The 24,761-nt window shown below is 60.9% G+C and carries 23 protein-coding genes and 3 pseudogenes; 19 read left to right on the forward strand and 7 right to left on the reverse strand.

Annotated features, from left to right (window positions below):
* The first annotated feature begins 33 nt into the window (after window positions 1-33).
* Window positions 34-1,547: pseudogene (locus FTO60_RS13535) on the forward strand (YifB family Mg chelatase-like AAA ATPase).
* Here FTO60_RS13535 and FTO60_RS13540 read toward each other — a convergent pair.
* From FTO60_RS13540 to rsmI, 4 genes and pseudogenes are all read right to left on the reverse strand, one after another.
* Window positions 1,517-2,413 carry an alpha/beta hydrolase gene (locus tag FTO60_RS13540; RefSeq protein WP_148056456.1) on the reverse strand — a complete coding sequence of 299 codons (897 nt, stop codon included), beginning with the start codon at window positions 2,411-2,413 and terminating at the stop codon, window positions 1,517-1,519. The pseudogene FTO60_RS13535 and the gene FTO60_RS13540 sit on opposite strands and share 31 nt — an antisense overlap.
* A pseudogene (gene gshB / locus FTO60_RS13545) lies at window positions 2,410-3,350 on the reverse strand (glutathione synthase). The gene FTO60_RS13540 and the pseudogene gshB overlap by 4 nt, the downstream one beginning before the upstream one ends.
* 68 nt (window positions 3,351-3,418) lie before the next feature.
* Window positions 3,419-3,775 carry a YraN family protein gene (locus FTO60_RS13550; RefSeq protein ID WP_148056457.1) on the reverse strand — a complete coding sequence of 119 codons (357 nt, stop codon included), beginning with the start codon at window positions 3,773-3,775 and terminating at the stop codon, window positions 3,419-3,421.
* Window positions 3,772-4,632, reverse strand: coding sequence for a 16S rRNA (cytidine(1402)-2'-O)-methyltransferase (rsmI, locus tag FTO60_RS13555; protein WP_148056458.1), 861 nt, complete (start codon window positions 4,630-4,632; stop codon window positions 3,772-3,774). Before rsmI ends, FTO60_RS13550 begins: the two co-directional genes overlap by 4 nt.
* Before the next feature lie 107 nt (window positions 4,633-4,739).
* On the opposite strand from rsmI, the gene FTO60_RS13560 reads away from it, so the two are divergent.
* From FTO60_RS13560 to murJ, 5 genes are read left to right on the forward strand one after another with little or no spacing between them, the layout of a single operon-like run.
* Window positions 4,740-5,927, forward strand: coding sequence for a penicillin-binding protein activator (locus FTO60_RS13560; RefSeq protein WP_148056459.1), 1,188 nt, complete (start codon window positions 4,740-4,742; stop codon window positions 5,925-5,927).
* A 25-nt stretch (window positions 5,928-5,952) separates the two neighbouring features.
* The gene (locus tag FTO60_RS13565) at window positions 5,953-8,718 is read left to right on the forward strand and encodes a [protein-PII] uridylyltransferase (protein ID WP_302849712.1); all 2,766 of its coding nucleotides are present in this window, start codon (window positions 5,953-5,955) and stop codon (window positions 8,716-8,718) included.
* A complete protein-coding gene (locus tag FTO60_RS13570) occupies window positions 8,715-9,296 on the forward strand; it encodes a dimethylsulfonioproprionate lyase family protein (protein ID WP_148056461.1) in 582 nt (193 codons plus the stop codon). The genes FTO60_RS13565 and FTO60_RS13570 overlap by 4 nt, the downstream gene beginning before the upstream one ends.
* Before the next feature lie 7 nt (window positions 9,297-9,303).
* Window positions 9,304-9,555 (forward strand): YdeI/OmpD-associated family protein, encoded by a 252-nt coding sequence (locus FTO60_RS13575; protein WP_148056462.1) that lies wholly within the window; start codon window positions 9,304-9,306, stop codon window positions 9,553-9,555.
* Window positions 9,552-11,090 carry a murein biosynthesis integral membrane protein MurJ gene (gene murJ, locus FTO60_RS13580; RefSeq protein ID WP_148056463.1) on the forward strand — a complete coding sequence of 513 codons (1,539 nt, stop codon included), beginning with the start codon at window positions 9,552-9,554 and terminating at the stop codon, window positions 11,088-11,090. Before FTO60_RS13575 ends, murJ begins: the two co-directional genes overlap by 4 nt.
* A 19-nt stretch (window positions 11,091-11,109) precedes the next feature.
* On the opposite strand, the gene FTO60_RS13585 is transcribed toward murJ, so the two are convergent.
* Window positions 11,110-11,766: a rhomboid family intramembrane serine protease gene (locus FTO60_RS13585; protein ID WP_148056464.1), complete on the reverse strand. Its 657-nt coding sequence runs from the start codon at window positions 11,764-11,766 to the stop codon at window positions 11,110-11,112.
* A 79-nt stretch (window positions 11,767-11,845) separates the two neighbouring features.
* On the opposite strand from FTO60_RS13585, the gene trpS reads away from it, so the two are divergent.
* On the forward strand, window positions 11,846-12,865 hold the full coding sequence (trpS, locus tag FTO60_RS13590; RefSeq protein ID WP_148056465.1) for a tryptophan--tRNA ligase: 1,020 nt from the start codon (window positions 11,846-11,848) through the stop codon (window positions 12,863-12,865).
* On the opposite strand, the gene FTO60_RS13595 is transcribed toward trpS, so the two are convergent.
* Together FTO60_RS13595 and yghU are read right to left on the reverse strand one after the other, a co-directional pair.
* The gene (locus tag FTO60_RS13595; protein WP_254696812.1) at window positions 12,862-13,962 is read right to left on the reverse strand and encodes a class I SAM-dependent RNA methyltransferase; all 1,101 of its coding nucleotides are present in this window, start codon (window positions 13,960-13,962) and stop codon (window positions 12,862-12,864) included. The two genes, trpS and FTO60_RS13595, sit on opposite strands and share 4 nt — an antisense overlap.
* Before the next feature lie 28 nt (window positions 13,963-13,990).
* Window positions 13,991-14,857 carry a glutathione-dependent disulfide-bond oxidoreductase gene (yghU, locus tag FTO60_RS13600; protein WP_148056467.1) on the reverse strand — a complete coding sequence of 289 codons (867 nt, stop codon included), beginning with the start codon at window positions 14,855-14,857 and terminating at the stop codon, window positions 13,991-13,993.
* A 158-nt stretch (window positions 14,858-15,015) separates the two neighbouring features.
* On the opposite strand from yghU, the gene FTO60_RS13605 reads away from it, so the two are divergent.
* The 12 genes and pseudogenes from FTO60_RS13605 to FTO60_RS13660 all read left to right on the forward strand — a co-directional run.
* The gene (locus tag FTO60_RS13605; protein ID WP_148056468.1) at window positions 15,016-15,510 is read left to right on the forward strand and encodes a VOC family protein; all 495 of its coding nucleotides are present in this window, start codon (window positions 15,016-15,018) and stop codon (window positions 15,508-15,510) included.
* Between the two features lie 174 nt (window positions 15,511-15,684).
* Window positions 15,685-16,551: a branched-chain amino acid aminotransferase gene (locus FTO60_RS13610; protein ID WP_148056469.1), complete on the forward strand. Its 867-nt coding sequence runs from the start codon at window positions 15,685-15,687 to the stop codon at window positions 16,549-16,551.
* The gene (locus tag FTO60_RS13615; RefSeq protein WP_148056470.1) at window positions 16,551-17,606 is read left to right on the forward strand and encodes a hypothetical protein; all 1,056 of its coding nucleotides are present in this window, start codon (window positions 16,551-16,553) and stop codon (window positions 17,604-17,606) included. The genes FTO60_RS13610 and FTO60_RS13615 overlap by 1 nt, the downstream gene beginning before the upstream one ends.
* 81 nt (window positions 17,607-17,687) lie before the next feature.
* Entirely contained in the window at window positions 17,688-18,143 is a 456-nt protein-coding gene (locus FTO60_RS13620) for a universal stress protein (protein ID WP_148056471.1), read from the forward strand.
* Between the two features lie 356 nt (window positions 18,144-18,499).
* Window positions 18,500-18,835, forward strand: coding sequence for a hypothetical protein (locus FTO60_RS13625; protein ID WP_148056472.1), 336 nt, complete (start codon window positions 18,500-18,502; stop codon window positions 18,833-18,835).
* Between the two features lie 122 nt (window positions 18,836-18,957).
* Window positions 18,958-19,518, forward strand: coding sequence for a NifU family protein (locus tag FTO60_RS13630; protein ID WP_148056473.1), 561 nt, complete (start codon window positions 18,958-18,960; stop codon window positions 19,516-19,518).
* Window positions 19,508-20,086, forward strand: a complete 579-nt coding sequence (tsaB, locus tag FTO60_RS13635) for a tRNA (adenosine(37)-N6)-threonylcarbamoyltransferase complex dimerization subunit type 1 TsaB (RefSeq protein WP_148056474.1) — start codon at window positions 19,508-19,510, stop codon at window positions 20,084-20,086. The genes FTO60_RS13630 and tsaB overlap by 11 nt, the downstream gene beginning before the upstream one ends.
* Window positions 20,087-20,166: 80 nt before the next feature.
* The gene (locus FTO60_RS13640; protein WP_254696813.1) at window positions 20,167-20,502 is read left to right on the forward strand and encodes a GNAT family N-acetyltransferase; all 336 of its coding nucleotides are present in this window, start codon (window positions 20,167-20,169) and stop codon (window positions 20,500-20,502) included.
* A 182-nt stretch (window positions 20,503-20,684) separates the two neighbouring features.
* On the forward strand, window positions 20,685-21,680 hold the full coding sequence (locus FTO60_RS13645) for a BMP family protein (RefSeq protein ID WP_148056476.1): 996 nt from the start codon (window positions 20,685-20,687) through the stop codon (window positions 21,678-21,680).
* Window positions 21,681-21,756: 76 nt separating this feature from the next.
* On the forward strand, window positions 21,757-22,119 hold the full coding sequence (locus tag FTO60_RS13650) for a nuclear transport factor 2 family protein (RefSeq protein WP_148056477.1): 363 nt from the start codon (window positions 21,757-21,759) through the stop codon (window positions 22,117-22,119).
* Window position 22,120: 1 nt separating this feature from the next.
* A complete protein-coding gene (locus FTO60_RS13655) occupies window positions 22,121-23,662 on the forward strand; it encodes an ABC transporter ATP-binding protein (RefSeq protein WP_148056478.1) in 1,542 nt (513 codons plus the stop codon).
* A pseudogene (locus FTO60_RS13660) lies at window positions 23,662-24,732 on the forward strand (ABC transporter permease); the annotation flags it as partial. The gene FTO60_RS13655 and the pseudogene FTO60_RS13660, both read left to right, overlap by 1 nt.
* Window positions 24,733-24,761 lie beyond the last annotated feature (29 nt).

Consider the following 24,761-nt stretch of genomic DNA (forward strand, 5'->3'; position numbering starts at 1 on the left):
CAAACCGTTAACCATAACGGAGGGACGGGATACATGGTCGCACTGACCTACACGGTAGCTTTTGAGGGGGTCGAGGCGCGACAGGTCGAGGTGCAATGCGCCATTTCGCCGGGGATGCCCGCGTTTTCCATCGTCGGACTGCCCGACAAGGCCGTGTCCGAAGCCCGCGAGCGGGTGCGCGCCGCGCTGACGGCAATGGCCATCGCCCTGCCGTCAAAACGGATCACGATCAATATGTCGCCCGCCGACCTGCCAAAGGAAGGGTCGCACTACGACTTGCCGATTGCGGTCGCTTTGCTGGCCGCCCTCGACATCATTCCGCAAGACAAGGCGCAAGAAACACTGGCTTTGGGTGAACTCTCGCTTGATGGCACGTTGGTTTCGGTCGTCGGCGCCCTGCCAGCCGCAATGGCTGCCGCAAGCGAGGACCGCACCCTGCTTTGTCCACAAACCTGCGGCGCCGAGGCGGCCTGGGTCGGCGCGGCCAATGTCATTGGCGCGCGGTCGTTGGCAGATGTGGTGCGCCATTTCACCGGCCAATCTGTCATCGCCCCGGCACAACCCGGCGAAGTCACCCGTCCGACCCACGCGCGTGATCTGCGCGACGTCAAAGGGCAGGAACGCGCGAAACGGGCGCTGGAAATCGCCGCCGCCGGACGGCACCACTTGCTGATGGTCGGTTCTCCCGGCTCGGGAAAATCCATGTTGGCGGCGCGCCTTGCGGGGATCCTTCCCCCCTTGATCCGGCCGAGGCCCTGGAAACCTCGATGATCCATTCGCTGTCGGGTCTTTTGGACGAAGGCGGGATCAGCCGCGAGCGTCCGTTTCGCGAGCCCCATCATACTGCGTCTATGGCCGCGATTGTCGGCGGCGGGCGCGGCGCGAAACCGGGCGAAATCAGTCTGGCGCACAACGGCGTGCTGTTCATGGATGAATTCCCCGAATTTTCGCGCACCGTTCTAGAGACCCTGCGCCAACCTATCGAAACCGGCGATGTGGTGGTCGCGCGCGCCAATGCGCATGTGCGCTACCCCTGCAAATTCATGTTGGTTGCGGCAGCAAACCCCTGTAAATGCGGATATTTATCTGATCCGGCCCGCGCCTGCGCCCGGGTCCCGCAATGCGGTGAAGATTATCTTGGGCGCATTTCGGGCCCGCTGATGGACCGTTTTGATTTGCGGGTCGAAGTGCCGCCCGTGGCCTTTTCCGATCTTGATCTGCCTGCATGTGGCGATAGTTCCGCAGATGTGGCCGCCCGCGTCACCAGCGCCCGTGATGTCCAGACCGCGCGTTTCACGGGGCATGCGAATGTGCGGGTCAATGCCGATATGGAGGGCGCCCTGCTCGAGGAAATTGCCAGCCCCGACAGCGCAGGGCGCGCCTTGCTGACCAAGGTCGCGCAAAGATTCGGACTGTCGGCGCGCGGCTATCACCGTGTGCTGCGGGTTGCGCGCACGATTGCCGATCTGGACGGGGATGCCGACGTGCGCCAACCCCACGTGGCCGAAGCCGTAAGCTATCGTTTGGCACTGTCCAGCGAAGTGTGAATACCCGCTGCAATATCATCCAGGGTCGTGTCAGATTCGGGCAGTTGCCAGCCCGCAAAAATGGGCCAGACATGGGGTAAATCGTGCGCAACGGTCAGATCGACGTCAACACCCTGCCCCTGCAACCGCGCAGCCATGCGGCGGGCATCGTCCAACAGGATTTCCGTGTCTCCAACCCAGATGCGCACAGGCGCTGCGCCCTTGAAATCTGCAAAAACCGGCGATGCGCGCGGATCATCCGCAGGTGCACCGTTCAGATAGGCATCGCGCCCCTCCACCATACGTTCATGCGGCAACACCGCTTCGCGTTGGGCGTTTTCAGCGATGCTGGGGCTGGCCAAGGTCAAATCCGTCCAGGGCGACAACGCAAATGTCTGCAACGGCTGGGGCAAGTCCTGCGCACAAATCTGCCCAAGCAGCGAAAGCGCCAACCCGCCACCCGCGCTATCCCCGCCCAAGATCACCGGACCCTGTTTTGCAAGGGCGCGGTAAATCGCCAGCGCCGCATCCGGCGCAGCAGGAAACGGGTGTTCAGGCGCAAGGGGATAGGCGGGCACGATCACGCGGCACCCGCAGCGGCGCGCCAGCCGCCGCGCCAAACCTGCATAGGCCCGCGGGCTGCCGATCAGATAGGCGCCACCGTGAAAATAAAGCACCGGCACGGGCGCATCTGCGGGGCCGGTTTCAACCGCGTCAAACCCCGCGATCTGGACCCTGCGCAGCCCGCGCGGCCGCCCATAGATCATCCGCATCTGGCGCTCGAATTTCTGCCGGGCGCGCGCTACTGGCAATCTGGCGATGCGCCGGATGGCCGGTTTTTCAATCGCCCGCAGATAGCCATTCAAAAAGCGGGCGCGCAGGCTCATGCACGGCGCCGCTCGATCGCATGCCAGATTTTCTCGGCGATGTTCGTGCCGTCAAACCGCTCAAGCTCCTGAATACCGGTGGGCGAGGTCACGTTGATTTCAGTCAGCCAGTCGCCAATCACGTCGATCCCGACAAAAACCTGCCCTTTTTCCCGCAAAAGCGGGCCGATACGCGCACAAATCTCAAGGTCGCGTGCCGTCAACTCCACCTTTTCAGCGCGCCCGCCCACATGCATGTTTGATCGCGTTTCGCCCTTGGCGGGCACGCGGTTGATCGCGCCAACGGCTTCGCCATCAACCAGAATGACCCTCTTGTCGCCCGCCGAAACAGCGGGCAGAAATTTCTGCGCGATCAGAGGTTCATTATTGATCCCAGTAAACATCTCATGAAGCGAGGCAAGGTTGCCATCCTCGGCGTGCAGCTTGAACACACCAGCCCCGCCATTGCCATAAAGCGGTTTGAGGATGATATCGCCGTGGCGCGCACGAAAGGCACGCAGCGTGTCAAGGTCACGGGCCACAGCCGTGGGCGGCGTCAGATCGGGAAAATCGAGAACCAGCAGTTTTTCAGGATAGTTGCGCACCCAGAACGGATCGTTCACCACCAATGTGTCGGGGTGAATCCGGTCCAAAAGGTGGGTCGTGGTGATATAGCCCATGTCAAAGGGGGATCCTGGCGCAGCCAGACCACATCGAAATCAGCCAGATCCACGTCGGTCGCTTCGCCCAAAGCAAAGTGGTTCCCCTCCTCGCGCTTGACGGTCAGGGGCCAGCCGCGCGCGGTGATCCGCCCCTCTTGATAGGCAAGCTTGTCGGGCGTGTAGTAAAACAGGGAATGGCCGCGCGCCTGCGCTTCCTCGGCGATGCGAAAGGTGCTGTCAGCGTCGATATTAATCGGCCCGATCGGGTCCATCTGAAACGCTACTTTGAGGGTCATCGCGGGCATCCTGTGTCACTGTCCCACCTTAGATGGCCCAGCCCAGCTATGGGCGCAAGACACGCGCGCTAGAATTCCTGAAAGGCGTTTTCAAGGATCGCGATCTCGCCGGTCCCATTCACCGTTGCCAGATCAAAGCGCACGTCCGTCAACTGCCCACGCGGCTGGGTGCCCAGAAATTCACTCGCCGCCATGCTGATCCGGTCCATCTGGCGGCGCGACAGGCTTTGGGCGGCACGGCCGTGACTGCGGCTTTTCTTGACCTCGACAAAGATCAGCCCATCGCCGTCCTGCACGATTAAATCAATCTCACCGCCCTTGCCACGCCAGCGGCGCGATACAATGCGGCGGCCGCGGCGCACATAAACTTGTGCAACGGCGTCTTCGGCACAAAGGCCAGCGTGATAGGATGTTGCCCCGCTCAACTGTTATCCTCGAGTTTCAGCGCCATTTGATAGACATCACGGCGTGCCAGCCCAAAGGCCCCCGCCACGGCTGTTGCCGCATCCTTGACGCGCATCGTTTTCATCGCGTCACGCAACGCGTCTTCGATTTCGTCCGTGCCGGTTTCGCGGCCTTCGCCACGGTCGACCAGTACCACAACTTCACCGCGCAGCGGCGTATCGCCGATAGCGAGCGACAGTTCGCCAAGGGTTCCGCGCTGCACTTCTTCAAACTTTTTCGTCAACTCACGACAAACCACAGCCGACCGCCCTGCCCCCAAAGTCTCGCACATGGCCGTTAACAAAGCACCAACGCGTTTGGGCGATTCGTAAAACACCAGTGTCGCGCCCACATCAGCCAGCGCGGCCAGTTCGGCGCGCCGTGCAGCCGCCGTGCTTGGCAAGAACCCGACAAACATGAACCGGTCCGTGGGCAATCCCGATACGGTCAAGGCGGCCAGAACAGCCGAAGGGCCAGGCGCGCCAATTACCTGATATCCTTCGGCAATCGCTGCACGTCCTAGGGCAAACCCGGGGTCGGCGACCAGCGGCGTGCCCGCCTCGGACACATAGGCCACGGACTTGCCCGTGCCGATTTCCGCCATCAAGCGCGCGCGCACATGTTCGCTGCTGTGATCGTGATAGGCGATCAGACGGCGCTGCCCCAAAGGGATGCCGTGAATATCCATCAACTTGCGTGCGGTGCGCGTGTCTTCGGCGGCTATCACATCGGCACTGGCCAGTATATCCAGACCCCGCAGCGTGATGTCGCGCGCGGCCCCGATTGGCGTGGCGACAAAATACAGACCGGCAGCGAGTGGCTTGGTTTCAAAAATCATGACTCGACCCTTGTGCCCTCTGCCTTATTATGGTCCCAGCAAGCGCGGCCATTCAACGGCCCGCCAGCTTTGCGCACAACGCGCCACCAGAGGGAGTGAGATAGTCCATGTTTACCCGTTTGCCCAGCCTACGTAAGGCCGCCCTGCGCTTGTTTGCCGCCATGTCCCTTTTGTGGCTTGCGGCCTGTGATCCTACAATGCTTGGCGGCACGCCGGGCAATGGCGGACCAAGCATCAACCCAAGCGCGCCAGTGCAGGTCGCCCTTTTGGTGCCGGGCGGATCAGGTCAGGCGACCGACAGCTTTCTGGCGCAAAACCTTGAAAACGCAGCACGTATGGCGATTGCCGACCTGAACGGCGTGGCCATTAACCTGCGCGTCTACAATACCGCTGGCAACCCGCAGCAGGCCGCGGCGATGGCCGCCCAGGCGATCAACGATGGCGCGCGGATCATCATCGGCCCGCTTTATGCCGAGGCCGCGAATGCCGCTGGCCTTGCCGCCGCGCAGTCGGGCGTCAACGTGCTGGCCTTTTCCAACAACACGACAATTGCCGGTGGCAACGTTTTCGTTCTGGGCGCGACGTTCCGCAACACGGCCGACCGATTGGTTGGTTACTCGACCGCCCAAGGGCTTGACCGCATTCTGATCGCCCATGCCGACGACCTGCAAGGCAACCTTGGCCGCGATGCGATTGCCGCAGCGGCCCGTGCCAACGGCGCAACTGTGACAGGTGTCCAAAGCTATGCCTTCAGCCAGGACGGCATCTTTCAGGCCGCTGGTCCAATCGCCGCCGCAGTCAGCACGACCGGCGCCGAAGCCGTGTTCGTCACAGGCGGCGTCAACGCCGATCTGCCCATCCTTGCAACAGCACTGCCGGATCGGGGGTTCAACCCCGGTGCGACGCCCCTTATCGGTCTGACCCGCTGGAACGCTGCGCCTCAGGCGCTGTCACTGCCGGGCCTGCAGGGCGGCTATTTCGCGCTGCCTGACCAAGGAATGACCGCGGGTTTCGAAAGCCGCTACACCGCCACCTATGGCGAGGCACCGCACCCGCTGGCGGGTCTGGCCTATGACGGGATTGCTGCCGTGGGCGCGTTGGTCGCCGATGGCAATCGTGCTGCGCTGACCCGCTCGGCACTGACACAGCGGTCAGGTTTTCAGGGCACAAGCGGCATCTTCCGTCTGCTTCCAAACGGCACGAACGAGCGCGGCCTTGCGGTCGCACAAATCCGCAATAATCAGGTTGTCATCGTTGACCCAGCCCCCAGAAGCTTTGGTGGCGCGGGGCTCTGACGCCCTTCCCACCCAATCCGATCACATCAGCACAGACCCCGCGACGCCGGACAGTTTTCTCTGTCCGGCGCAGGACATCTTCGACGCACCTGCGGTCGAAAGCGCGCTGGTCACGGCCCTGCAAGGCCAGACTGATCCCAAAGTCATTCGTGCCGCCGCCGTTGCTGTTCTCGCGCAGGCCCAGATGCGCGGGCGCACAGCCATCGCCGATGCTTTTACCAAATCCCCGTTTGCCGCCCGCCCGACGACACGCGCCTATGCATGGCTGACCGATCAGATCATCACTTCCGCGCTTGGGGTCGCGCTGGACCACCTGCATCCGCTGCCCAATCCGACCGCCGCTGAAAACATCGCCGTGATTGCGGTGGGTGGCTATGGGCGCGGCGAAATGGCCCCGCATTCCGATGTCGATCTGCTGTTCCTCACGCCCTACAAGACGACCCCCTGGGCCGAAAGCCTGATTGAATCGCTGCTTTATATCCTGTGGGATCTCAAGCTGAAGGTCGGCCACGCTACCCGCACCGTCAAAGACTGCCTGCGCCTCGCCCGCGAGGATTACACGATCCGCACCTCGCTGGTCGAATACCGCTACCTTGAAGGTGATCCCGACCTTGCACAGTCGCTGGCCGATCTGCTGTGGAAGGACCTGTTCAAATCGACCGCCCCCGACTTCATCGAGGCCAAGCTGGCCGAGCGCGCCGAGCGACACCGCAAGCAGGGTGGGCAGCGCTATGTCGTCGAACCCAACGTCAAAGAGGGCAAGGGCGGCCTGCGTGACCTTCAAACGCTTTACTGGATCGGCAAATACGTGAACCACGTGCGCACCGCTGCGGAACTGGTCGATGCGGGCGTATTCACGCAAGACGAATACAATACCTTTCACAAGGCCGAGGATTTTCTATGGGCTGTGCGCTGCCACCTGCACCTGATCACGGGGCGCGCGACGGACCAACTCACGTTTGATTTGCAAGTCGAGGTCGCCGCGCGCATGGGCTACGCCGATCACGGTGGCCGCCGCGCCGTCGAACACTTTATGCAGGACTACTTTCGCCACGCCACTCAGGTGGGCGAAGTGACCCGCATCTTTCTGACCGCGCTCGAAACGCATTACATCAAAGCCGAACCGATGCTGACCCGCTTGCTCAAGCGACGCAAAAAGGCGCGCGCGCCCTATGCCATCGCCCAGAATCGCCTGACTGTTGCCGACGAAACGCTGTTTTTGGCCGACAAGCTGAACATGCTGCGTATCTTCGAGGAAGCCCTGCGCACGGGCACCTTGCTGCACCCCGATGCGATGCGCCTGTTGGCGAACAACCTTGATCTGATCGATCGCCAGATGCAGAGCGACAAAGAAGCCAACCATATTTTCCTTGATCTGCTGCTGAAACACGGCAACCCCGAACGGGCCCTGCGCCGGATGAACGAATTGGGCGTTCTGGGCGCTTTCATCCCCGAATTCGCAACCATCGTCGCGATGATGCAATTCAACATGTATCACCACTACACCGTTGACGAACACACGATCCAGTGCATCAGCCACCTTGCCAAAATTGAACGCGCCGAACTGGACGAGGAATTGCCCGTCTCGGCCGCGATCATCAAGAACGGGATCAACCGCAAGGTGCTTTACGTGGCGCTGCTCTTGCATGACATCGGCAAGGGCCGCGACGAAGACCATTCCGTGCTGGGTGCGCAAATCGCGCGCAAGGTCGCCCCGCGTCTGGGGCTGAAACGCAAGGAATGTGACACCGTTGAATGGCTGGTGCGCTATCACCTGCTGATGTCGGATATGGCGCAAAAACGCGATATCGCCGACCCCCGCACCGTGCGTGATTTTGCCAAGGCTGTAAAAACCAAGGAACGGCTTGATCTGCTGTGCGTGCTTACGGTCTGCGACATTCGCGGCGTCGGCCCCAACACCTGGAACAACTGGAAAGCATCGCTGCTGCGCGCGCTTTACCGCCAAACCAGCCGCGCCCTTGAAGAAGGGATGGAGGCGCTCAACCGCGAGGAACGGGGCACAGAGGCGAAAAAGAACCTGCGCGCTGCCCTGCCAGATTGGGACGAAAAAGACCTGCGCACCGAAGTGGCCCGCCATTATCCGCCCTATTGGCAAGGCCTTCATGTCACCGCACACGCCGATTTTGCCAATCTTTTGCGCGGCATCAGTGACGATGAAATCCGCCTTGAACTGACCCCCGATCCCGACCGCGACGCCACGCGCGTTTGTTTCGCAATGGCCGATCACCCGGGGATATTCAGCCGGATGTGTGGCGCGCTCGCGCTGGTCGGGGCCAATATCGTCGATGCGCGCACCTTTACGACCAAGGACGGCTACGCCACCGCCGCCTTCTGGATTCAAGATGCCAATGGCGCGCCTTATGATCCCACGCGCCTGCCGCGCCTGCGCGCGATGATACAGAAGACCCTGCTGGGCAAGGTGGTAACCGGCGAAGCCATGCGCGATCGCGACAAGATCAAAAAGCGTGAGCGTGCTTTCAAGGTGCCCACCTCAATCGCCTTTGATAACGAAGGGTCAGAGATTTATACCATCATCGAGGTCGATACCCGCGACCGGCCCGGATTGCTGTTCGATCTGACGCGCACATTGGCCAACGCCAACATCTATATCGCCAGTGCGGTGGTCGCGACTTACGGTGAACAGGTGGTCGATACCTTCTACGTCAAAGACATGTTCGGGCTGAAATTCCACGCCGAAAGCAAGCAACGCGCGCTGGAAACGAAACTGCGCGAGGCTATCGCACAGGGTGCCGAAAGGGCGCACGCATGACAACAGACGTCTGGGACAGGTTGTTTTCCGAATTTTCGCGCGTTTATGCGGCAACTCCCCAGCTTCAGGATTTCTGCCCGTTTCCAACCGATATCAAGCCTCAGAATGTCGTGGCACACGACATCCCCGCGCGCGCGCTGCTTGAAAGCGATCGGGGTTTGACCACCCGTGCTTACACCGGCTTGCGCGACGCCTTCGTCGCGGCAGCGCGCCATGCGCTGTGGCGCGAAACCTACAAGGGCACGGATATCGGTCAGGATTTCCTCGACCGTTTCGGATGCTACTGCCTGATCGGCAGCGGCGGCGCCTTTTCAAGCGAAAGCCTTTTTGCCTATGTCGTCTATATGCCGCCGGGCCTGCACTACCCGTGGCACGACCACCCCGCCGAGGAGATTTATTTCGTTCTTGCAGGCGAAGCCGAATTTCATCGTCAAGGCCATCCCTCACGGGTTCTACGCCCCGGTGACGCGTCATTTCATGCAAGCAGCCAGTCCCACGCCATGACGACCCATGACCATCCGGTGATGGCGCTTGTGTTGTGGCGCGACGGGTTCGCGACCAGTCCAAAACTGACATGAGCGAGCAATGGCCCTGACACGCGATATAAACCCGATGCCCGACTTTGTGCGCGCGGCGCTGGATGCGCGTGGCTTGCGCGCAGCATTCGATGCCCGCCCCGCCTACCAGCGCAATGACTGGTTGGGCTGGATTGCTGCGCCCAAACGTGAAGAAACGCGGCAACGGCGGCTGGAAAAAATGCTGACAGAGCTTGCGCAGGGGCATGGCTACATGGGAATGGCGTGGCAGCCCCAGCCGCACAAGGACGCGTCATCTTGAAACCTATCCGCCTTGTCTCGGGTTTTCTCACGGTCGGTGTCTGGACTTTGCTGAGCCGCATCTTTGGCTTTGTGCGCGACATCATGATCGCCGCTTATCTGGGCACCGGGCCGGTGGCCGAGGCATTTCTCGTCGCCTTCAGCCTGCCCAACATGTTCCGCCGGTTCTTTGCCGAAGGGGCGTTCAACATGGCATTCGTGCCGATGTTCTCCAAGAAGCTGGAAGGCGACGACGACGCGGCAGATTTCGCACGCGATGCCTTTACCGGACTGGCGACGATCCTGATCGGTTTCACACTGTTGGCCACCGTGTTCATGCCGTTTCTGGTCATGGCGATGGCCAGCGGGTTTCTGGGCGACGAACGCTTCGATCTGGCAGTGGCCTATGGCCGGATCGCCTTTCCCTACATCCTGTTCATCTCACTTGCGGCCCTGCTGTCCGGCGTCTTGAACGCCACGGGGCGGTTCGTGGCCGCCGCCGCTGCGCCGGTGTTGCTGAACGTGATTTTTGTCGCGGCGATCCTGTTGGGCAACCGTCTGGGCTGGCCGGTGGGTGACACGCTGGCATGGGCGGTGCCGCTGGCGGGGATCGCGCAACTGGTGCTGGTCTGGATCGCGGCCAGCCGCGCCGGATTCCGCCTGATCCCGCGCCGCCCGCGCCTGACACCGGACCTGAAACGCCTTGCGATTATCGCAGCGCCTGCCGCGCTTGCCGGCGGTGTTGTGCAGATCAACCTGCTGGTCGGGCGCCAGGTCGCGAGCTTTTTTGACGGGGCAATTGCCTGGCTGTCCTATGCGGATCGCCTGTATCAACTACCGCTTGGCGTGGTCGGCATTGCCATCGGCGTGGTCCTGCTGCCCGACCTGTCGCGCCGTCTTCGCGCGGGCGACATGGCGGGCGGACGTGATGCGTTCAACCGCGCCTGCGAGTTGAGCCTTGCACTGACGGTCCCCGCCGCCGTGGCGCTGATGGTGATCCCCCTGCCGCTGGTCACGGTGCTGTTCCAACGCGGGGCCTTTGGCGCCGATGATGCCGCGGCAACCGCGCTTGCGGTCGCGGTCTATGGCCTCGGGCTGCCCGCCTTCGTGATGCAAAAAGCCCTGCAACCGCTGTTTTTCGCCCGCGAGGACACACGCCGCCCGTTCTACTATGCTCTTGTGTCGTTGTTGGTGAATGCCGTGGTTGCCTTTGGGCTGTCCTATTACATCGGCTATATCGCCGCCGCGCTTGGGACCACTTTGGCGGGTTGGGCGATGGTGTTGCTACTCTGGCGCGGGTCACGCGACATGGGCGAGGCCGCGCATTTCGACGCCCGGTTCAAACGCCGTATCTGGCGCATCATTGCGGTGTCGGCGTTGATGGGCGTGACCCTTTGGGGGCTGACGCTGGTGATCGGCCCGTTCCTGATGGTCCCGACCTGGCGCTACCTTGCGCTTGCGGTGCTGGTGTCGATCGGCATCACGACCTATTTCGCCCTTGGCCATGCCCTTGGCGCATTTCGGCTTGGTGAATTCAAACGGGCAATGCGCCGTTAGGAACGCTGTCGGATACGCGTCATGAACGCGCCCCACCCCCCGGTGACAGGATCGGCGCGAGGGCCAAGCCAATCACGAAACCGGCGATTTCAGCAATCCACGTGGGGGTGGACCCGAAAACCATCCCGTAAACCAGCATGATCCCCAAAAGGACGATAATCAGGGAAAATGCACGGAACTGGTTTTCGCCCAAACGCCCCAAGGTCAACCACATCAGATAGGTATAGGCACCGATCAACCCGTAAACCGGCGGAAATACCCCGATCAGCGCCACGTTGCGCGGTGACAAAAGCCCGTAAACCAGCGCCCCGCCAATCGTGCAGGCCAGAAACAGAATGATGACAGCGACGGGGTTCAATATCTCTGCGACATATTTCCCAAGCGCCAGCAGCAGGACAATCCCCCACAACGCATGGGTAAAAGAACCGTGGACAAACGGATAGGTGACAAAGCGTTTCAGCAGATCGAACGTCCACACGCCCTGATCAAAAACGACCGCGATGACATTGGGCGACATCCCATAATCCTGTATCGCCGCAGACCGCCAGCCGACCCCCGTGCGCCCGCCAAGCCAGCCCTGATCCGCCAGACTAAGCACCGCTTCGACGCCGACCACGACGGCCACAAGCCCAAGAATGATCGGCGGAATGGCATTGAACGGGTTTTCACTGCGCATGGAACGGGTCCTTTGGTTGACGGCCTCTTGCGGCATGGGTAAGCGAGAGCGAACCCGAAATCCAGCCCCGGACCCGATCATGACCCAAGCGACATTCACCCCCCGCGTCTTTTCCGGCATCAAACCGTCCGGCGGGCTGCAACTTGGCAACTACCTTGGCGCGATCAAACGCTTTGTCGGGATGCAGGGCGGCGATTTCGAAACGATTTACTGCGTGGTTGATATGCACGCGATCACCGTCTGGCAGGACCCTGCCGAATTGTGCAATGCCACCCGCGAAGTTGCCGCCGGTTATCTGGCCTCGGGGATCGACCCTGCGCAATCAATCCTGTTCAACCAATCGCAAGTGTCCGCCCATGCGGAACTGGGTTGGATTTTCAACTGTGTCGCCCGCCTTGGCTGGATGAACCGGATGACGCAATTCAAGGACAAGGCCGGCAAGAACGCTGAAAAAGCCTCGCTCGGCCTATACGCTTACCCCGCGCTGATGGCCGCTGACATTTTGCTCTATCACGCCACGCATGTCCCCGTGGGCGAAGATCAGAAACAGCACGTCGAACTGACCCGCGATATCGCCAACAAGTTCAACCATGACTATGGCACTGATTTCTTTCCCGTCACCGAACCGGTGATCGACGGCCCCGCGACCCGCGTGATGAACCTGCGCGACGGCACCAAGAAGATGTCGAAATCCGGCGAAAGCGATATGGAGCGCATCAACATGACCGATGATGCCGACACCATCGCCAGGAAATTCAAAAAGGCGCGCACCGATCCGGCCCCGCTGCCTGACACCGTCGCAGGGCTGGCCGACCGCCCCGAAGCACGCAATCTGGTCGATATCTACGCCGCCCTGGCCGATATCACGCCCGCCGACGTCATCGCACAATATTCCGGCGCGGGCTGGGGCGCGTTCAAGCCCGCCTTGGCCGATCTTGCCGTGGAAAAACTCGCGCCGATCAGCACCGAAATGGCCCGCCTGATGGCTGACCCCGCCGAAATTGACCGCACATTGGCAGCGGGTGCCGAAAAGGCCCGAACCATCGCCGCGCCGATCTTGGCAAAAACCTACGATATCGTTGGAATGCTGCGCAGCTAGCGCAGGGCGTCGGTCTGGAACAGCTTGACCTTCAGCCCGCCGAATGACACCGGCGGGCCTGCGGGTTTGAACGGCAGGCCGGATGATTTGGCCAACCCGTTGTCAGATGTGACCATCCCGACCCGCCAACCCTTGAACCGCTCCAGCAGCGTCTTGCCCAGCGCGCCATAAACCGCGAACAGCAGCTTTTTGTCGCCGATCCGGGCGCCATATGGCGGGTTGACGATGACCAGTCCGGGCGGGCCATCGGGGCGCTGCACATCGCTCACGGCTGCGCGGGTAAATTGGGTGCACTCTGCCACACCTGCACGGGCAGCATTGGCGATGGACATGCGGATTGCACCATCGTCGCGGTCGCTGCCAAAAAACCGCACCGACGGCAGGGTTGCGGGCTGGTCGGCACGCATGGCTGCCCATCTCGCCGCATCAAATGTTGCCAGTTGTTCAAAGGCAAAACCGCGCGAGCGGCCAGCGTGCAAACCAGCCGCCATCTCTGCCGCCTCGATCACAAACGTGCCGGACCCGCACATCGGATCAACCAGCGGCTCGCTGCCGTTATAGCCACATTCCCGCAGGAACATCGCCGCCAGATTTTCGCGCATGGGTGCCTTGCCCACGGCCTCTTTGTGGCCACGCTTGTGCAGGCTTTCACCTGATGTATCGACGCTGAAGGTGCACAGGTTGTCGTCGATCCGCAATTTCAGCCGGATCGGTGCATCAGCGGCAATCGTTGCGCCCAACTCTTCGACCAGCGCCTTTTCCACGCGCTGGATTGCCGCGCCCGCATGATAGATTTTCGAGGCTTTGCAAATCGCTTCGACCTTCACCGGCACATCGGCGCGCAGCACGTCGCCCCAGGGGAACTTGCGCGACCGCTTATCCAGTTGCGCCAGATGGAAGGCACGAAATTCACCGATACGGGCCAGCACACGCCCCGCCCCGCGCATCTGCAGATTGGCGCGCCAGACCTCGGCCCAATCGCCCTGCACGGTGACACCCCCCGCCGTGACGACAGGGTTGGTGAAACCACGAGCGGCAGCTTCTTCGCGCAGGGTGTTTTCAAGGCCGGGGGCAGCCACCAGGAAGATATCGAACATACCCGTCCCTAGACCCACTGCGCCCTGATTACGAGGGGGTATCGCCGATCTTGTCCTGCGTGCGCGTGTCAAAATCGCTGGCGTCATGGCGCTCGTGCAATTGCGTCTCGGGCTCGCCAAAGGTCCGGTTCACCATGCGGCCACGTTTCACGGCAGGGCGCGCGTCGATCTTTTGTGCCCACGCCATGACATTCTTGTAGCTGGCGACATCCAGAAAGTCAGCAGCGCCATACTGACGGCCCAGAACCAACTGCCCATACCACGCCCAGATGGCCATATCGGCGATGGTATAATCTGCGCCCGCGATGAACGGATGATCCGCCAACTGGCGATCCAGAACGTCCAGCTGACGTTTGGTCTCCATCGCGAAACGGTTGATCGGATATTCAAATTTTTCAGGGGCATAGGCATAAAAATGGCCAAACCCGCCGCCCAAATAGGGCGCGCTGCCCATCTGCCAGAATAACCACGACAGACATTCGGTGCGCGCGCCGTGGTCCTTGGGAAGGAAATGCCCGAACTTTTCCGCCAGATAAAGCAGGATCGCCCCGCTTTCAAACACCCTCTGGGGCGCGTCGCCAGAGCGATCCATCAGCGCCGGTATCTTGGAGTTGGGGTTGACGTCGACAAAGCCGCTGCCAAATTGGTCGCCATCACCAATGTTGATCAACCAGGCATCATATTCCGCCTCATTCACCCCCTGCGCCAACAATTCTTCAAGCATCACCGTGACCTTGACGCCATTGGGCGTGGCCAGTGAATAAAGCTGAAGCGGATGCTTGCCCACCGGCAAGTCCTTGTCGTGGGTGGCACCTGCGATGGGGCGGTTGATACTGGCGAACTGCCCGCCATTTTCTTGGTCCCAGGTCCAGACTTTGGGCGGCGTGTAGGTCATATGACATCCTTTGCATTGATACAGGGGACAGTTGACGCTGTTGGCGAAGGTTTCAAGCCTCGTCCACTGTGCATTTACGCACCATTGGCGTTTGAAACAGGATATTCACAGACGATCACACGCGACCTATCTGCAAGTCATGACAATCGGAGCCTGAAATGTCCAACCTTGCCCCCAACACAACCCGCATCGGCCATGTTCATCTGCGCGTGTCCAACCTTGATCGCGCCATCGCGTTTTATGGCGATGTTCTTGGCTTTGAAGTGCAGCAGCGTTACGGCAAAGGGGCCGCGTTCCTGTCAGCGGGTGGCTATCACCACCATATCGGGCTGAACACCTGGGAAAGCCTTGGCGCGACACCGCCACCGCCCGGGCACACAGGGTTGTATCACACTGCGTTCCTTTATCCCGATCATGCGAGCCTTGCCGCCGCGATTCACCGGGTGCTTGGTGCTGGCGTCCCGCTGGACGGGGCGGCGGATCATGGCGTGAGCGAGGCGGTCTATCTGCGCGATCCCGATGACAACGGTGTCGAGCTTTATGTCGACCGCCCCAAGGCCGACTGGCCGCGCGGGGCCGACGGGCAACTTACAATGGGAAATCGCCCGTTTGATGTTGGTGCCTTGCTGGCGCGCTATCCGTCACAAAACTGAATCCGAATCCCGGCAATGTAGAGATGCGCAACGGGCGGCTTGCCCAACGCGCCAACTCGGCCCCGTCCCGCCGATTGTCCCTTGCGCCCGGGCCACCCCGCCCGGGCGCGTTTTCATGGTCTGGACCTTATACCTTGCGGCGACTAGCGTTCTTCCAAACGAAAGGAAGTCCAGATGGCGACCGGCAAGAACATCCGCACCTATTTCCAAGGCACATGGCATACCGGCGACGTCCCTGTGATGCGCGCCGCCGATCATGGCATGTGGCTGGGCAGCAGTGTGTTTGACGGTGCGCGCGCCTTTGACGGGCTATGCCCCGATCTTGAGGCCCACTGCGCCCGCGTGAACCGTTCGGCCAAGGCCCTGATGATCACACCGACCATCGAAACGGCAGATATGGTCAAGATCATCCACGAGGGGCTGGCGCTTTATCCGCCAAAGTCACCAATCTACATCAGGCCGATGTATTGGGCGATCGACAGCGGGTTCAACGCGATCGTGCCGCGCGAAGATGGCGAAACGGGCTTTGCGATCTGTCTCGAGGAAATCCCGATGGCAGCGCCGGATGCGACAACCACTTTAACGACGACGCGCTTTCGCCGCCCGGTGATGGAAAGCGCGGTGGTCAACGCCAAAGCGGGCTGCCTTTATCCCAACAACGCGCGGATGCTGGCCGAAGCCCGGGCCAAGGGGTTCGGCAATGCCCTTGTCGCTGACGCAATGGGCAACGTGGCCGAAAGTGCCACGGCAAACGCCTTTATGGTCAAAGACGGCGCGATCTTTACGCCGATCCCCAACGGGACATTCTTGGCGGGAATCACCCGCGCACGTCACATCAGCAACCTTGCCAATGACGGCGTGCAGGTCCAGGAAACCGTGCTGACGTTCGATGATTTCCGTAACGCGGACGAAGTGTTCCTGACAGGCAATTTGTCCAAGGTCACGCCCGTCACCGCCTTTGATGATCGTCAGTATCAGGTCGGCCCCGTAACGCGTCGCCTGCGCGAGCTTTACTGGGATTGGGCCGCGACGGCGGGCTGATGCGGCGCTGGCTTCGCCTCGCGCTTGCGCTCAGCCCGTTTGGTCTGACGGCGATGACCTTTGTCTGGCTGATGACAACCAACCCCTTCGTCGCTCCGTTCGTCGCGCGCGGCACTGACCAGCTAGCAATCACGCTTGAACGGGAAATGGCGCGCACCGTGAACCCTGAATGGCTGGTCCCACGGTTTCAGGACGCGGTCGCGGCAAAGGATCTTGACCGTATCGAATTGCATATCGACCTTGCGCAGGCATATCAGATCCCGCTGCCGCCCGAGACATTGACCCTGGCTGGCGATATCGTTGCGGCGCAATCGGGCTTTGTTGCCAATTCACTGTCATGCGCGCAATGCGCGGTCGATATATCGTCCTGCCGTTCAATCGCGCAACTTGGCGCCTGCGCGGTGCCATTCGAGGTCTCACCGGCGGGCGATCTGAATGCATTGCGGCGCGCCGGTGTGAACTATGCAACAGGCGCCGAGGTCGACGAGCTTGATCTGGGGCTGGCCTTGGTCGGGCTTGGCGCAACGGCGGCGATCGTCGTCAGCGGCGGCACGTCAGGAACCATAAAGCTTGGCGCGGGGCTGATCCGCACGGCGCGCCGCCTTGGCAGCCTGACACCGGACTTTGCACGTATTCTAGGTGGTGCAGCGCGCCTTCCGGTCAACTGGTCGCGGGTGCCTGCCTATCTCGGGGGGCGCGCGCCGCTGGACGAAATTACCGACACGGTGCAACTGGCCCGCCTGGGCGCGATTGCCGCAGATCTGGGCCGGTTGCGCCGCAATACCGACACCGCCCAGGCGCTTGTTCTGATGCGCCATATCGACAGCGCCGAGGATGCGGCGCGACTGGCCCGCGTTTCAGACGCTGCGGGGCCAAATACGCGCCGGATCATGCAGGTTCTGGGCAAAAGCCGCGTGTTTCGCGCAATGGTGCGTCTCAGCGATGCGACAATCGGGGCGTTGGCATTCGGATATGCCTTGATCGTTCAGATTCTGGTCTTTTGCGGACAACAATGTGGAAACCTGTGCCTGCGCAGATTGCGCCGCCTGATCTAGAATGCGATCAGGTCGATACCGCAAAACCGTTGCCAGTTCGGCCGCACTGCGCCACACTCGGGCCGAATATGGGGGACCGTCATGCGTAAATTTCTGGTTGTTCTGGATGATAGCCGCGAATGTCTGAATGCAATGCGCTTTGCCGCCATGCGGGCAGCGAAAACCGGTGGCGGCGTTGCGGTGTTGTCGATCATCCCGCCGGATGAATTTAACCACTGGATCGGTGTGGGCGAAGTGATGCGCGCCGAGGCCCGTGAACGCATCGAGGTGCATTTCGAGGTTTTCGCCAAATGGATGCGTGACAAGCAAGGCGTCGATCCGCAGTTGATCATCCGCGAGGGCGAGGCCGTTCCCGAAATCATGGCACAAATTGACGAAGACCCCGAAATCGGTGTGCTGATCCTGGGTGCCGGCACCGACAAAAAAGGGCCCGGCCCATTGGTCACGCAGTTGACCCGCAATTCCGGCGCTCTCCAGATTCCCATCACCATCGTCCCCGGCGAGATGTCCAAAGAACGGCTCGAAGCGATTACCTGACACAAGAAGCCTCTGAAATCACGGTATTTTCCTCGCAACTCCGTGAGAAATCGGAAACATTCCCAGATCACAAAATTGCGTGGCCGATTTCCGCGTGATCACAGATGGCGTGAAACCGCCTGAATCCGGCAGGGTTCGGTGCGCTGGCGCGCGATGACTGTTGAAGGATGTGTGAAACTCTCGCCACGTCGCAAACTGCGCCGGGGTCAAGGGGATAGACCGTTCACTTTGCGGTCGAGTTTTCGTGTGCGCTGTTCCCCTTCCGAAACGGTGTGCACGGCGTCAGCTTGGTGTCATCGAAAGCGGGCAATGCGCCAGCTTGAAAAATACGAACCAAGTCTTTGAAAGGACGCACCATGACCAAGACAATCGCACTAACACTCGCCGCCCTGTTGGGCTCCGCCACCCTTGCTTCTGCGCAAGACAATTCCTTCAGTCTTGACCGCCAGCTTGACGCTTCGTCGTTCATCTCGCTCGAGAATATCCGCGCGTCGGGTAATGGCACGGTCGAAATCTATGACTATCACACGGGCGTTCAGGGCGACCTTCTGGGCAGCCAGAAAGTGCGCGCCGGGGCAAACGCCAACGTCCAGATCAACCTTGGCCAAACCGTGCGTGACGATGTGATCGCCGTGCTCAAGGTGAATGGCCAGATCGTCGCCACGCAAGAGTATGACGTCGAACCACGGTAAGCATTGCACCTTCATCTCAGGCCGGTCCCTTGGACCGGCCTTTGCTATTTAGAATCGTTCCAAACCTTGACTTTGCGGGGTTGCAGGCGCATATCATAAGCCTGACAAAAAAGGTTGGTCCCATGTTCATTCAAACCGAATCCACGCCGAACCCCGCGACATTGAAATTCCTGCCCGGCCAGACGGTTTTGGCGTCCGGCACGGCCGATTTCGCAAGTGCCGAGGCCGCGGCAGTCAGCCCCCTTGCCCAGCGTATTTTCGCGGTGTCAGGCGTTGCGGCGGTGTTTTTCGGCACCGATTTCGTGACCGTGACCAAATCCGACGACACGGATTGGGACCATATCAAACCCTCGATCCTCGGTGCGGTGATGGAACACTATCAATCGGGCCAGCCGGTGATGGAAGGCGAACAGGCGGCGTCCGGCCATGCGGAACATACCGGCGAAGATGGTGAAATCGTCAATCAGATCAAAGAATTGCTTGATACCCGCGTGCGCCCCGCAGTGGCACAAGATGGCGGCGACATCACCTTTCACGGCTTTGATCGCGGCATCGTCTATCTGCACATGCAGGGCGCTTGCGCAGGCTGCCCGTCTTCGACACTGACCCTGAAAATGGGCATTGAAAACCTGCTGCGCCACTATATCCCCGAGGTGGTCGAGGTGCGCCCCGTTGCCGCCTAACCCAACGATCCTTGCATTTGACACATCGGCGGCGCATTGCGCCGCCGCTTTGTTATTGGATAGCCAAATCACCACCCGCGTCGATCCGATGGCGCGCGGGCAGGCTGAACACCTGATGGTCATGCTTGCGGATATGCTGTCCGAGGCAGGCATCGACTGGAGTGCGCTTGACGCTGTGGCCGTTGGCATCGGGCCGGGCAATTTCACCGGCATTCGCATTTCCGTATCCGCCGCGCGCGGCGTGGCTTTGGGGCTTGGCAAACCTGCGATCGGCGTGTCATCACTCGAGGCTCTCGCGCACGGTCAACCACGCCCCTTTGCCGCCTGCCTGCCTGCCCCCCGCGACCACCATTATGCGCAGACCTATACGGCGCAAGGCAGTGACGCGCCAATGCTGGCACAAGGCACGGCCTCCCCTCCTGACCCGGTCGCCCTGATCACGAACATCGCGCAACTCGCGGCCGAACGTCTGACCGCCGGTGCGCCGATTGCGCGCCCCGCGCCGCTTTATCTGCGCCCCGCCGATGCGGCCCCGCCCAGCGACCCCGCGCCGCTGATCCTGCCGTGACGCCTGCCACCGCTGCGCGCCTTTACGCGCGCGCCTTCCCAGCGTCGCGCCGGTGGAGCGCGGATGAATTCGCGCGGCTCATGGCTGACGCCCATGTGATTCTCTGCGGAGATACCTCGGCGATGGTCATCGCGCGCATTGCGCTGGACGAGGCCGAAATTCTGACCCTCGCCACCGATCCAGATCTGCGCCGCCAGGGGCTGGCGCGCACAGTCCTGCAATCGTGCGAAGACCGGTTGCGCGCCCGTCACGTGCAAAGCGTTTTCCTAGAAGTTGCCGCCGACAACATGGCGGCACAGGCACTTTATAAGGGGTTTGGCTATAGTCTCGTGGGCGAACGGCCCAATTACTATCGCCGCAACGATGGCACCGCCGTTGCCGCCCTGGTGCTGCGCAAAGCGCTTGTGGTGATCTGACCTCACGTCACCCACGGCCGGATCGCGCGAACCCGCCCTTTCGGCCATCAATTTCTTAAAAAGCTGTTGACCCTTGCGGCCCCGCGTTGCCTTATCTTGCGATGCTGACATGATCAGCACGCTTTTCGCGGGGGCGACGGGAAACCGGACACGCCCCGAAATCAAAGACCTGGGAGACACACATGACCCTCATGACGAAATTACTTTCTGCTTCGGCTGCTCTGGCGCTGACGGCGGGTGCCGCACTGGCTAATCCGGCCGTGCTGTTCGACCTTGGTGGCAAGTTCGACAAATCCTTCAACGAAAGCGCCTATAACGGTGCGCAGCGTTGGGCCGAAGAAACCGGCGGCTCATACGACGAAGTTGAAATTCAGTCCGATGCCCAGCGCGAACAGGCCATTCGCCGTTTCGCCGAAGCCGGCAACAACCCCATCGTGATGGCAGGCTTTTCATGGGCCACAGCGCTAAGCGAAGTTGCGGCGGACTACCCCGACACCAAGTTCCAGATCATCGACATGGTGGTTGATGCGCCAAACGTGCGCTCGATCGTCTTTGCCGAAGAACAGGGATCGTATCTGGTCGGCGTTGCGGCTGCGATGGCATCCGAAACTGGCACCGTCGGCTTTATCGGCGGCATGGATATCCCGCTGATTCGCAACTTTGCATGTGGTTACGTGCAGGGCGTGCTGGCAACGGATCCGGACGCGACGGTCATCGCCAACATGACCGGTACGACGCCTGCCGCCTGGAATGACCCCGTGAAGGGATCGGAACTGACACTGGCCCAGATCAGCCAGGACGCGGATGTTGTTTACGCAGCCGCTGGCGGCACAGGTGTTGGCGTTCTGCAGACCGCCGCCGACGAAGGCATCCTGTCAATCGGTGTGGACAGCAACCAGAACTACCTGCACCCCGGCATGGTTCTGACCTCCATGCTCAAGCGTGTGGACAACGCCGTTTATGACGCATTGGTCGCTGGTGAAGACCTGGAGGCCGGCTTTAACGTCATGGACCTGTCCAACGGCGGCGTCGGCTATGCGCTGGATGAATTCAACGAAGCCCTGATTACGGATGAAATGAAGGCTGCACTTGATGCTGCATCCGCTGCGATCATGTCGGGCGAAGTCGCGGTTCACAACTACAACACCGACGAATCCTGCCCTGTCTATGACTTCTAAGTCAGGTGACTAAGGCCAAATAATTAGGGCCGCGCCGGTGATCGGCGCGGCCCTTTGCAAATGGGGGATCAGAACAATGAGCGATGCAATTACAACCTTCTTTCGCGCCTGGAGCGAAACCGACCCAAAGGCGCGGCGCGCCCTGATTGACGATTCCTTTGCCACTGGCGGGATCTATTCCGATCCGCGCAGCGGCGCGCGCCTGGACGATAACGGCGCCATCGCCGACTACGTGGGTATGTTCAGCGCCAATGCCCCCGGCTGGACCGCGCGCGTCGAAAAAACAGACGACGTTAACGGCTACCACCGCGCGATCATCGCCTTTGGTGGCAAGGGGCCGGACGGTGCCGAAATGGTCCAACACGGCACCTATTTTGCCACCCTCGATGAGGCTGGCAAACTGACTCTGCTGGCCGGATTTGTCGGCACAGGGGCCTGACATGACCGATATCGCCCCCGCCATCGAACTCAAGGGTATCTCCAAGGCGTTCGGCCCCGTCCAAGCCAACAAGGATATCGCGATCCGCGTCATGCCCGGCACGATCCACGGAATCATCGGCGAAAACGGCGCGGGCAAATCGACCCTCATGTCGATCCTTTACGGTTTTTACAAAGCCGATAAGGGCGAGATTTTTATCAGCGGGCGCAAAGTCCAGATTCCCGACAGCCAGGCGGCCATCGCTGCGGGCATCGGCATGGTGTTCCAACACTTCAAACTGGTCGAAAATTTCACCGTCCTTGAAAACGTGATCCTTGGGGCTGAAGACGGCGCGATGCTGCGCCCCAGCCTTGCCAAGGCGCGGCGCGAACTCAAGGCGCTGGCCGAAGAATACGGCCTGAACGTCGAACCCGACGCCGTGATCGAAGACATCGGTGTTGGCATGCAACAGCGCGTCGAGATCCTCAAGGCGCTGTATCGTCAAGCTGACATTCTGATTTTGGACGAACCCACCGGCGTGCTGACCCCCGCCGAAGCCGACCAGCTGTTCCGCATCCTTGAGCGGCTGCGCGAAGAAGGCAAAACCATCATCCTGATCACCCACAAGCTGCGCGAGATCATGGAGATCACCGATACCGTCAGCGTCATGCGACGCGGCGAAATGACCGCCACCGTGAAAACCGCCAACACCAGCCCGCCCGAATTGGCCGAACTGATGGTCGGGCGCAAGGTGCTGCTCCGGGTCGACAAAGAACCTGCCAAGCCGGGCGCAAAGGTTCTGGAAGTCCGCGATTTGAACATCACTGACGACAAGGGCGTGCACCGCCTCAAGGGGGTATCCTTTGAGGTGCGCGCCGGTGAAATCCTCGGGATTGCCGGCGTTGCAGGTAACGGGCAGTCCGAACTTCTCGAGGTGCTGGGCGGGTATGAAAAAGCCACCGGTGAAATTCTCGTCAACGGTGAAAAAATCGACCTGACGGGCAGCAAATCCGATGGCCAAAGCCGCCGGGCGCGCGGCATCGCCCACGTCCCCGAGGACCGCCAGCGCGAAGGCCTGATCATGGACTATTTCGCTTGGGAAAACATGGTGTTCGGCTATCATCACGACCCAAAATACCAGCGCAACCGCCTGTTGATGGATAACGCCGCGATCAAGAAAGACACCGCCGACAAGATGGAACGGTTTGACGTGCGCCCGCCCGATCCCTTTTTGCAGGCCAAAAGCTTTTCCGGCGGCAACCAGCAAAAAATCGTCCTGGCCCGCGAGATGGAGCGCGACCCCGATCTGCTGTTGATCGGCCAGCCCACCCGCGGTGTCGATATCGGGGCGATTGAATTCATCCACCAGCAGATCATCGCCCTGCGCGACCAAGGCAAGGCGATCTTGCTGGTGTCAGTCGAACTTGAAGAAATCCTGTCCTTGTCGGACCGGATCGCGGTCATTTTTGACGGCAAGATGATGGGCGAACGCCTGCCCGCTGACACGGACGAAAACGAGCTTGGCCTGATGATGGCCGGTATGACCAAAGGGGAGGCCGCCTGATGGAACGGATGCCAAAATGGGCCGATGTTATTCTTGTGCCGCTTGTCTCGTTGATCCTTGCCGCAATTATTTCGGCCTTTGTGATCCTTGCGATCGGAGAAAATCCCTGGGCCGCGTTGAAACTGATGGTCAGTGGCGCGCTTGGGTCCAGTTATGGCTGGGGCTACACGCTTTATTACGCGACGAATTTCATCTTTACGGGGCTTGCCGTCGCCATCGCCTTTCACGCGCGCATGTTCAACATCGGCGGTGAGGGGCAGGCGATTCTGGGCGGTCTTGGCGTCGCGATTGTCTGCCTTTATATCCCCTGGCCGCACTGGACGCTTGCGATCCTGGGGGCCACGGCGGGTGCTGCGCTGCTTGGCGCCGCATGGGCCGTGATCCCGGCGTTTCTGCAGGCCAAACGCGGCAGCCACATCGTGATCACCACGATCATGTTCAACTTTATGGCCGCCGCTTTGCTGAACTACCTGCTGGTCAACCAGCTCAAGGCACCGGGGATGGAACCGGCCACGTCGAAATTCCCCGAAGCGACGAACCTGCCGTCCTTTCAGGATATGTTCAGCTTTGGCGAAACCACGCTGTTTCGCGGCACACCCGCCAATGTAGCGTTTTTTGTTGCGGTTCTGGCTTGTGTCGCCATCTGGGTGCTGATCTGGAAGACGCGGCTTGGCTATGAAATCCGCGCCTTTGGCCACTCGGAATCGGCTGCGAAATACGCCGGTATCAGCCCGACGAAAATCATCATGGTCTCGATGATCATTTCCGGCGGGCTGGCCGGGATGATGGCCGTCAACAACGTCATGGGCGAGGCGGAGCGCCTTGTTCTGAACGCCGTCGAGGGCGCGGGTTTCATCGGTATCGCCGTAGCCTTGATGGGGCGCAGCCACCCGTTTGGTGTGTTCCTTGCCGCGATTCTGTTCGGGTTCCTTTATCAGGGCGGTGCCGAACTTGCCCTGTGGACAAGTATCCCGCGCGAAATGATCGTCGTCATTCAGGCGCTCGTGATCATGTTTACGGGCGCGCTCGACCAGATGGTGCGGGCGCCGCTTGAAAAGGTGTTCATCGCCTTCAACAAGCCACAGCCCGAGCCACAAGC

Origin of the sequence: Octadecabacter sp. SW4 (assembly GCF_008065155.1) — a bacterium.
GTDB lineage: Bacteria > Pseudomonadota > Alphaproteobacteria > Rhodobacterales > Rhodobacteraceae > SW4.

Excerpts from the sequence above, each read along its gene's own strand:
- FTO60_RS13540 (WP_148056456.1), bottom strand. The coding sequence starts at position 2,413 with ATGAGCCTGCGCGCCCGCTTTTTGAATGGCTATCTGCGGGCGATTGAA.
- rsmI (WP_148056458.1), bottom strand. The coding sequence starts at position 4,632 with ATGATTTTTGAAACCAAGCCACTCGCTGCCGGTCTGTATTTTGTCGCC.
- FTO60_RS13560 (WP_148056459.1), top strand. The coding sequence starts at position 4,740 with ATGTTTACCCGTTTGCCCAGCCTACGTAAGGCCGCCCTGCGCTTGTTT.
- FTO60_RS13570 (WP_148056461.1), top strand. The coding sequence starts at position 8,715 with ATGACAACAGACGTCTGGGACAGGTTGTTTTCCGAATTTTCGCGCGTT.
- FTO60_RS13575 (WP_148056462.1), top strand. The coding sequence starts at position 9,304 with ATGGCCCTGACACGCGATATAAACCCGATGCCCGACTTTGTGCGCGCG.
- FTO60_RS13585 (WP_148056464.1), bottom strand. The coding sequence starts at position 11,766 with ATGCGCAGTGAAAACCCGTTCAATGCCATTCCGCCGATCATTCTTGGG.
- trpS (WP_148056465.1), top strand. The coding sequence starts at position 11,846 with ATGACCCAAGCGACATTCACCCCCCGCGTCTTTTCCGGCATCAAACCG.
- FTO60_RS13595 (WP_254696812.1), bottom strand. The coding sequence starts at position 13,962 with ATGTTCGATATCTTCCTGGTGGCTGCCCCCGGCCTTGAAAACACCCTG.
- yghU (WP_148056467.1), bottom strand. The coding sequence starts at position 14,857 with ATGACCTACACGCCGCCCAAAGTCTGGACCTGGGACCAAGAAAATGGC.
- FTO60_RS13605 (WP_148056468.1), top strand. The coding sequence starts at position 15,016 with ATGTCCAACCTTGCCCCCAACACAACCCGCATCGGCCATGTTCATCTG.
- FTO60_RS13610 (WP_148056469.1), top strand. The coding sequence starts at position 15,685 with ATGGCGACCGGCAAGAACATCCGCACCTATTTCCAAGGCACATGGCAT.
- FTO60_RS13615 (WP_148056470.1), top strand. The coding sequence starts at position 16,551 with ATGCGGCGCTGGCTTCGCCTCGCGCTTGCGCTCAGCCCGTTTGGTCTG.
- FTO60_RS13620 (WP_148056471.1), top strand. The coding sequence starts at position 17,688 with ATGCGTAAATTTCTGGTTGTTCTGGATGATAGCCGCGAATGTCTGAAT.
- FTO60_RS13625 (WP_148056472.1), top strand. The coding sequence starts at position 18,500 with ATGACCAAGACAATCGCACTAACACTCGCCGCCCTGTTGGGCTCCGCC.
- FTO60_RS13630 (WP_148056473.1), top strand. The coding sequence starts at position 18,958 with ATGTTCATTCAAACCGAATCCACGCCGAACCCCGCGACATTGAAATTC.
- FTO60_RS13640 (WP_254696813.1), top strand. The coding sequence starts at position 20,167 with ATGGCTGACGCCCATGTGATTCTCTGCGGAGATACCTCGGCGATGGTC.
- FTO60_RS13645 (WP_148056476.1), top strand. The coding sequence starts at position 20,685 with ATGACCCTCATGACGAAATTACTTTCTGCTTCGGCTGCTCTGGCGCTG.
- FTO60_RS13650 (WP_148056477.1), top strand. The coding sequence starts at position 21,757 with ATGAGCGATGCAATTACAACCTTCTTTCGCGCCTGGAGCGAAACCGAC.
- FTO60_RS13655 (WP_148056478.1), top strand. The coding sequence starts at position 22,121 with ATGACCGATATCGCCCCCGCCATCGAACTCAAGGGTATCTCCAAGGCG.